5 protein-coding genes are annotated in these 8,176 nt (G+C 58.8%); 3 read left to right on the forward strand and 2 right to left on the reverse strand.

Annotated elements, in window-relative coordinates:
- Position 1 precedes the first annotated feature (1 nt).
- Positions 2–3,067: an efflux RND transporter permease subunit gene (locus PMI22_RS04840; RefSeq protein WP_007948327.1), complete on the forward strand. Its 3,066-nt coding sequence runs from the start codon at positions 2–4 to the stop codon at positions 3,065–3,067.
- A 96-nt stretch (positions 3,068–3,163) separates the two neighbouring features.
- Positions 3,164–4,294 (forward strand): Fic family protein, encoded by a 1,131-nt coding sequence (locus PMI22_RS04835; RefSeq protein WP_007948328.1) that lies wholly within the window; start codon positions 3,164–3,166, stop codon positions 4,292–4,294.
- A gap of 64 nt (positions 4,295–4,358) precedes the next feature.
- Here the strand turns inward: PMI22_RS04835 and PMI22_RS04830 are convergent, their stop codons facing one another.
- On the reverse strand, positions 4,359–5,048 hold the full coding sequence (locus tag PMI22_RS04830) for a DUF4197 domain-containing protein (RefSeq protein WP_007948329.1): 690 nt from the start codon (positions 5,046–5,048) through the stop codon (positions 4,359–4,361).
- Between the two features lie 57 nt (positions 5,049–5,105).
- The gene (gene plsB, locus PMI22_RS04825; protein WP_007948330.1) at positions 5,106–7,610 is read right to left on the reverse strand and encodes a glycerol-3-phosphate 1-O-acyltransferase PlsB; all 2,505 of its coding nucleotides are present in this window, start codon (positions 7,608–7,610) and stop codon (positions 5,106–5,108) included.
- A gap of 236 nt (positions 7,611–7,846) precedes the next feature.
- Between plsB and PMI22_RS04820 the strand changes: the two genes are divergently transcribed.
- Entirely contained in the window at positions 7,847–8,056 is a 210-nt protein-coding gene (locus PMI22_RS04820; protein WP_007948331.1) for a cold-shock protein, read from the forward strand.
- The last annotated feature ends 120 nt before the right edge of the window (positions 8,057–8,176 follow it).

Consider the following 8,176-nt stretch of genomic DNA (forward strand, 5'->3'; position numbering starts at 1 on the left):
GATGGGTTTCAATCTTTCCGAATGGGCGTTGCGTAATCGTCAGATCGTACTGTTCCTGATGCTCCTGCTGGCCGTAGTCGGCGCACTTTCCTACACCAAACTCGGTCAAAGCGAAGACCCGCCGTTTACCTTCAAGGCAATGGTGATTCGTACCAACTGGCCGGGCGCCACGGCTCAGGAAGTGTCGCGTCAGGTCACCGAGCGCATCGAGAAGAAGTTGATGGAAACCGGCGAGTACGAGCGCATCGTCTCGTTCTCGCGTCCGGGTGAGTCTCAGGTGACGTTTATCGCGCGCGATGCCATGCACTCGGTGGACATTCCCGAGCTCTGGTATCAGGTCCGCAAGAAGGTCAACGACATCCGTCACACCTTGCCACCGGGGATTCAGGGGCCGTTTTTCAACGATGAATTCGGCACCACGTTCGGCAACATCTATGCCCTGACCGGCGACGGTTTTGATTACGCGGTGTTGAAGGATTACGCCGACCGCATCCAGATCCAGCTGCAACGGGTCAAGGATGTGGGCAAGGTCGACCTGCTCGGGTTACAGGACGAGAAGATCTGGATCGAGCTGTCCAACGTCAAGCTCGCCACCCTTGGCTTGCCGTTGGCCGCCGTGCAGCAAGCGCTTGAAGAACAGAACGCGGTGTCGACGGCCGGGTTTTTCGAAACCACCAGTGAGCGATTGCAGCTACGGGTTTCGGGGAATTTTCAGACCGTCGATCAGATCGAGAACTTCCCGATCCGCGTCGGTGATCGCACCTTCCGCATTTCCGATGTGGCTGACGTTCGCCGTGGCTTCAACGATCCGCCCGCGCCGCGCATGCGCTTCATGGCCGAAAACGCCATCGGTCTGGCCGTGGCGATGAAGGACGGCGGCGACATTCTGGTCCTGGGCAAGGCACTGGAAATCGAGTTCGACCGTATCCAGAACAACCTCCCGGCCGGCATGCAACTGCGCAAGGTTTCGGACCAGCCAGCCGCAGTGAAAACCGGGGTCGGCGAGTTCATACAGGTGCTGGTGGAAGCCTTGGCAATTGTGTTGCTGGTGAGCTTCTTCTCACTCGGCGTACGCACCGGCATGGTGGTGGCGCTGGCGATTCCGCTGGTCTTGGCCATGACCTTTGCCAGCATGTATTACCTGGGGATCGGCCTGCACAAGATTTCCCTTGGTGCGCTGGTATTGGCGCTGGGCTTGCTGGTGGACGACGCGATCATCGCCGTGGAAATGATGGCGATCAAAATGGAGCAGGGTTTCGACCGCGTGAAGGCAGCGAGCTACGCCTGGACCAGCACGGCGTTCCCTATGCTCACCGGTACACTGATCACGGCCGCCGGGTTCCTGCCAATTGCCACCGCGCAATCGAGCACCGGCGAATACACTCGCTCGATCTTCCAGGTGGTGACCATCGCGTTGCTGGCCTCGTGGGTGGCGGCGGTGGTTTTTGTGCCGTATCTGGGGGAGAAACTCCTGCCGGATCTGGCGAAGATTCATGCCGCCAAACATGGCGCGGGTCAGCCCGACCCATATGGCACACCGTTCTATCAACGTGTCAGGCGTCTGGTGGAGTGGTGCGTGCGGCGACGCAAAACGGTGATTGTGCTGACGATCCTGATGTTTATTGCCTCGGTGGCGCTGTTCCGTTTCGTGCCGCAGCAATTCTTCCCTGCGTCGGGCCGGCTGGAGTTGATGATCGATTTGAAACTGGCCGAAGGCGCCTCCCTGAGCAACACCGCCGATGAAGTCAAACGCCTGGAAGCCTTGCTGAAGGATCGCGCCGGTATCGACAATTACGTGGCCTATGTCGGCACCGGCTCACCGCGCTTTTACCTGCCGCTCGATCAGCAATTGCCGGCAGCGAGCTTCGCGCAGGTGGTGGTTCTGGCCAAGAGCATCGAAGATCGAGAAACCCTGCGCACCTGGCTGATCGAAACGCTCAACGAACAATTCCCGGCCTTGCGTGGGCGGGTCACACGCCTGGAAAACGGGCCGCCGGTGGGCTATCCGGTGCAGTTCCGGGTGACCGGAGAGCACATCGACGAAGTCCGCGCACTGGCCCGTAAAGTGGCGGCCAAGGTGCGCGAGAATCCGCACGTGGTCAACGTGCACCTGGATTGGGAAGAGCCCAGCAAAGTGGTGTACCTGAACGTCGATCAGGACCGCGCCCGAGCACTTGGCGTGAGCACGGCGAACCTGTCGAAGTTCCTGCAAAGCTCACTGACCGGTTCCAGCGTCAGCCAGTACCGTGAAGACAACGAGTTGATCGAAATCCTGCTGCGCGGCACCTTGCACGAACGCACCGAACTGTCGTTGCTGCCAAGCCTCGCCGTGCCGACCGACAACGGCCGCAGCGTTGCGCTGTCGCAGATTGCGACGCTGGAATACGGCTTTGAAGAAGGCATCATCTGGCACCGTAATCGCCTGCCGAACGTGACCATCCGCGCCGACATTTATGGCAAGGAACAACCGGCAACGCTGGTGAAACAGATCATGCCGACGCTCGATCCGGTTCGCGCCGAATTGCCGGACGGTTACTTGCTGGACGTCGGCGGCACGGTCGAAGATTCCGCCCGCGGGCAGAACTCGGTGAAGGCCGGCGTGCCGCTGTTCATCGTGGTGGTGCTGACGCTATTGATGCTACAACTGCGCAGTTTCTCGCGCACGGTGATGGTGTTCCTGACCGCGCCACTGGGGCTGATTGGCGTCACGTTGTTCCTGATCGTGTTCCGTCAGCCATTCGGTTTTGTCGCCATGCTCGGGACCATCGCGCTGTCCGGGATGATCATGCGCAACTCGGTAATCCTGGTGGACCAGATCGAGCAGGACATCGCCGCCGGCCTCAAGCCCTGGCAGGCGATTATCGAGGCAACCGTGCGCCGCTTCCGGCCAATCGTATTGACCGCGCTCGCGGCGGTGCTGGCCATGATTCCGTTGTCGCGCAGCGTGTTCTTCGGACCGATGGCGGTGGCGATCATGGGCGGGCTGATTGTGGCGACGGCGCTGACTTTGCTGTTCTTGCCGGCGCTGTATGCGGCGTGGTTCAGGGTCGAGAAAGAGCCGGTCTGACTTCCTACATGTATTTCAGATCCCTCTGATATTGAGTCAGGGGAATCTGAATGCTGTACTCAAGCCTCAGTTTCACGAGTTTTTGAGACAGCAGTCATGAAGAAGCCACCAGCTTTAACGGGGAGGGCCGATCCGGTCTTCGACCTGTTGATGAAATCGCCCCACAAGGAACGCCTCCCGGACTACCTGGCTCTGCTGAAGCCTCTGGATGATCAGGGGCGTTACCTTCCATTTGATGAATTGCGTTATCGCTGGGCGCCGGGGCTGGATTCCAGGTTGTGCTGGGCCTTGGTCAAAAAGGCCCGGACAGCTCAGTACTCCTGCCTGCTCCCCTTGGGTGATCCGGTCCAGTGGGGCAACTTCATGCTGACGCCGCTGGCGCAGAAAGCCATTTCGGCGGTCGATCGGCAAGCCACCACCGCCGCGCTGGAATACATGACCAGCCAGATCGGTGAGCGCGCACATTTCAGCTATCTGCTCAATGACCTGATCGAAGACGAGGCCATCAGCAGCAGCCAGCTCGAAGGCGCCGCAACCACCACACGAGTGGCCAAGGACATGCTCAAGCGTCATCGCCTGCCGCGTACACCCGATGAGCGAATGGTCATTGGCAACTACCGAATGATGAACTTTGCCTGGGAACGGCGTTATGAACCGCTGAGCGTGGAGCTCATCACTGCGATGCACCGCGTGGGTGTCGAGGGCATTGATGATGTGCAGTATTCGCCCGGGGAATTGCGTGGCAACGATGATGTGGTGGTGCAGGACGGCGAGGGCAACACCGTGCATACACCACCGCCCGCAGCAGGACTGGTGTCACGATTGCAGCTGCTATCGAAGTGGATCAATCAGTCCCACAACGATATCAACCGTGGGGACTACCTCCATCCACTGGTCAAAGGGATCGCCCTGCATTTTGCCTTGGGTTACGAGCATCCTTTTCGCGATGGCAATGGTCGTGTCGCTCGGGCGCTGTTTTACTGGTTCATGTTCAAAAATGACTATTCGGCGTTTCGCTATATTGCGATCAGTGTTTTGCTGCGCAACGCGCCGGTGAAATACGGGCGCTCGTATTTGAATACCGAGGCCGATGAACTGGACCTGACTTACTTCATCGATTTCCAGTGTTCGGTGATCCTGCGGGCTGTCAGTGGTTTTACCGAGGGCTATCGGAACAGACTGGCCCAGGCCGCACCCGTTGCCTTATCCATCATGGAAGCCGTTTAAATGAAAAAGCCCGCTGAACCTGTAAAGGTCAGCGGGCTTTCTGTCGTGTGGTGGTCGCTAAAAGCTACAACGTCCCAAACACTTTCTTCGCCAGACTGGTCGCTGCCGCCGCAGGGTTCTGGCGGATGGTCTCTTCCTGTTTGCCTATCATCTCGAACAATCCGTTCAGGGCCTGCTCGGTGACGTAGTTTTCGACGTTGGCGTTCTTGGCATCCAGCACACCCATGGTCGCCGCCTGACCCGCGAAGGTGTTGTATTGTTTGGCCAGGCCTACCTGGTCGGTGGCTTGTTTCACAATCGGCAGGAACTTCGCGCGGATCTGCTCGCGGCTGGTTTTGTTCAAGAATTGAGTGGCCGAGTCGTTGCCGCCGCTCAAGATGCCTTTGGCATCGTCCACGCTCATCTTCTTCACTGCGTCCACGAGGATTGGCTGGGCTTGGGTCACGGCGATTTCAGCCGCTTTGTTCATGCTGGTTTCCAGTTCGTCGACCTGATCGCCCATGCCGAACTGCTTCATTTTGCTGGCGACCTTGCCGAGTTTGCCTGGCAAACCGATTTTCACGTCCGGGTTGTTGCTGAAACCACCCGGTGTGCCAAGTTGTTTGACCGCCAGTTGTGTGCCTTGGGTCAGGGCATCCTTGAGGCCGCCAGTGGCATCTGTTTGCGACAGGTCGTTGAGCGTCAGTGCCAGCGCACTGGCGGAGATCATCAAGCCTGCGCAGAGGCCGGAAAAGCGAAGGGTAGGGCGGAGCATGGCAACTTCCTTGTTCGGAAAGAGGAGATTAGGTGACAGTGTCGACGTCGATAAGGGTCAGTCGGCCTGTGGCGCAGGCACGAGTTGATCCGCCGCATCTTCACTGCGATGCAATGCCACCTGACGGATCGACAAGCGAATCTCTGCCGGCAACACCCGTTTGGCCGCACCTTCGGCCAGTTCGCCGAGCAATTCGCGATAGCTCAACTTGCCGGCTTCATCGCGCTTGAGTACGTCGAGGTCCAACATGGTCTGGATGAAGTGACGGAACAGGCTCTTGTCGAAGAACTCCGGGGCGTTCAGGCCATGCAGGATCGACAGGCGCTGGGCCATGACCGTGCACAGGTCTTCGAGTTCTTCGGCGCTGATGCTGTTCTGGCCGCTGTTGAGCAGTAAAGAGACAGTCATGTAGAAGCGCTGCAACGTCTGGGCGATGCTCTTCGACAACAAGGTCAGCAACACGAAATGCCGCGAACTTGGCGCCGGGCGCAGGTAGACATTGTTTTCGAACCGCAGCAGGCCTTGTTCGACAAACGCTTCCAGCCATTGGTCAATCACGGCGTCCAGCTCATCCATGGACCAGCGAATGAACAGTTCCGATTGCAGGTACGGATACAGCGCGCGGGTGTAGCGCAGGATCTGTTCGCGGCTCATGCGCGAGGCGCTCTGGAAGAAACTCGCCAGCAGCGCCGGCAACGCAAAGATGTGCAGCACGTTGTTGCGGTAGTAGGTCATCAAGACGGCGTTTTGCTCGTCCAGATACAAGATCTTGCCCAGGGCATCGCTCTGCTCGGACAGCAAATCCATGTCCTTCACGTGCTCGATCAGCGCGCGACCGTCACCCTCCGGCAACGTGGTGTGCGGCGAGTAAGGCACCTTGCGCAACAGCGCCAGATACAAATCGAGCACCCGTGCCATGGCGCGATCATCCAGCGCCAGACGGCTGGTGGAGAGCAACGCCAAGGCCACCAGGTTGACCGGGTTGATCGCTGCCGCTTCGTTCAGATGTTGCGCGACTTTCTCGCCGAGACGGTTAGTCGTTTCGTTGAGCCAGGCCGGTTTGAATTGCGGGCCGAGGGCCTGTTGGCGCCAGTCCGGCTGCTCGCTGTCAAGGAATTCCGCCAGTTTGATCGGTTCGCCGAAGTTTACCGCCACCTGGCCGAAGCGCTGTTTGAGCGCGCCGATGACTTTGAAAATATCGAAGATCGATTCTTTCTTTTTGGTCGCGCCACGCAGTTCGCCGAGGTAAGTCCGGCCTTCGAGCACGCGTTCGTAACCGATATAAACCGGCACGAACACGATGGGCATGCGCGACGAACGCAGGAAGCTGCGCAGGGTAATCGCCAGCATCCCGGTTTTCGGTTGCAGCATGCGACCGGTGCGCGAACGGCCGCCTTCGACGAAGTACTCGACCGGGAAGCCTTTGGTGAAGAGGGTGTGCAGGTACTCGTTGAACACCGAGGTGTACAGCGGGTTGCCCTTGAAGGTACGGCGCATGAAGAACGCACCGCCGCGACGCAGCAGGCCGCCGATCCCTGGCATGTTGAGGTTGATCCCGGCGGCGATGTGCGGCGGGGTCAGGCCATTGCGAAATAGCAAATAGGACAGCAGCAGGTAGTCGATGTGGCTGCGGTGGCAGGGTACGTAGATCACTTCGTAACCCGGGGCGACCTTTTGCACGCCTTCGATGTTGTTGACCTTGATGCCGTCGTAGATCTTGTTCCAGAACCAGCTCAGCACCACTTCCATGAAGCGGATCGCGGTGTAGGTGTAGTCCGAGGCGATCTCGTTGCCGTAGCGCAGGGCCTGGGCCTTGGCTTTTTCCGGGGAAATATTCTCGCGCTCGGCTTCGTCGAGGATCGCTTGCTTGACCAGTGGTTGATTGAGCAAGCCTTTGACCAGATTACGGCGGTGGGAAATGTCCGGACCGATGACGGCGGCTTTGAGGTTGCGAAAGTGCACCCGCAGGATCCGCTGGGCCATGCGCACGGTGCGCTCGTGTCCCTTGTTTTGATCGATCAGCTCACGCAGATGGATCGGCGCGGAGAACTGCACGCGGGTCTTGCGCCCCAGCACAATGATGCTCAGCAAGCGGCGTAGACGTCCGGTGACGGCCCAGCTGTCAGCGAAGAGCAGTTTCCACGGGCTCGATTCGCTGTCCGGTGACTGACCCCAGAACACGCTGACCGGAATGATCTGCGCATCTTCGGCGGCATTCTGGCTCAGGGCACTGACCAGTCGGGTCAGGGCTGGCGGCGCGCCGCGTTTGTCCTGGCGACCGAGCCAGTCGGGGTCTGGAGTCAGGTAAAAGAATGCGGCAGGTTCCACCAACGTACCCACCGATACCGGCAACACCGGGCGGGGCAGGCCAGCCTTGCGGCATTCGGTATCGACCACGGCGAGGTCGGTCAGCGAAGGGTTTTGCAGGACGTAGAACACCGGGCGACTGCGGTCGAGGTCAAGGGTGAACGACGACTGGTTGATCGTCTCCGAGCGAACCCAGAGATACAACAGTCGGCGCAAGGTGCCAAACACAAGACGGCGGAACGGGGAGCGGGTCATACGGCTTCTGCGTGAGTGAAATAAAACCGAGCAGTTGCTCGGGGGGCTCACAGTGTGCCGGATTCATGGAAAATCGGCAAAAAAGCACTTAAGTAAACTCCGTTTGAGAGTTTTAGCGCCTGACATATACTCGGCGAGCCGACACTGGCTAAATAGTGGCATCTATCAGTGCAAGCAATGTTCCCGAGGCTTTCCTGCGAAAAGCCCGATCAATAATAAAAAAGGAGTATGAACAGATGGCAACACGTGAAACCGGCAACGTGAAGTGGTTCAACGACGCCAAGGGCTACGGCTTTATTCAACGCGAGGATGGCATGGACGTGTTCGTGCACTACCGCGCGATTCGCGGCGAAGGGCACCGTTCGCTGGCTGAAGGTCAGCCGGTTGAATATGCCGTGGTGACGGGTGAGAAGGGGTTGCAGGCGGAAGACGTTGTAGGCCTGTAAACCTGAACTACAGATCACCAAAAACCACTAATGTGGGAGCGGGCTTTCCCTAATGCCAGTCAGTTAAGCGATAACACGAACCGTAGCAGCTGGCGAAGCCTGCGTTCGGCTGCGCAGCAG

It is taken from the genome of Pseudomonas sp. GM21, from assembly GCF_000282215.1.
Classification (GTDB): Bacteria; Pseudomonadota; Gammaproteobacteria; order Pseudomonadales; family Pseudomonadaceae; genus Aquipseudomonas.

What these genes read in the sequence shown, in the direction of transcription:
- PMI22_RS04840 (WP_007948327.1), top strand. Translation starts at nt 2, where the DNA reads ATGGGTTTCAATCTTTCCGAATGGGCGTTGCGTAATCGTCAGATCGTA.
- PMI22_RS04835 (WP_007948328.1), top strand. Translation starts at nt 3,164, where the DNA reads ATGAAGAAGCCACCAGCTTTAACGGGGAGGGCCGATCCGGTCTTCGAC.
- PMI22_RS04830 (WP_007948329.1), bottom strand. Translation starts at nt 5,048, where the DNA reads ATGCTCCGCCCTACCCTTCGCTTTTCCGGCCTCTGCGCAGGCTTGATG.
- plsB (WP_007948330.1), bottom strand. Translation starts at nt 7,610, where the DNA reads ATGACCCGCTCCCCGTTCCGCCGTCTTGTGTTTGGCACCTTGCGCCGA.
- PMI22_RS04820 (WP_007948331.1), top strand. Translation starts at nt 7,847, where the DNA reads ATGGCAACACGTGAAACCGGCAACGTGAAGTGGTTCAACGACGCCAAG.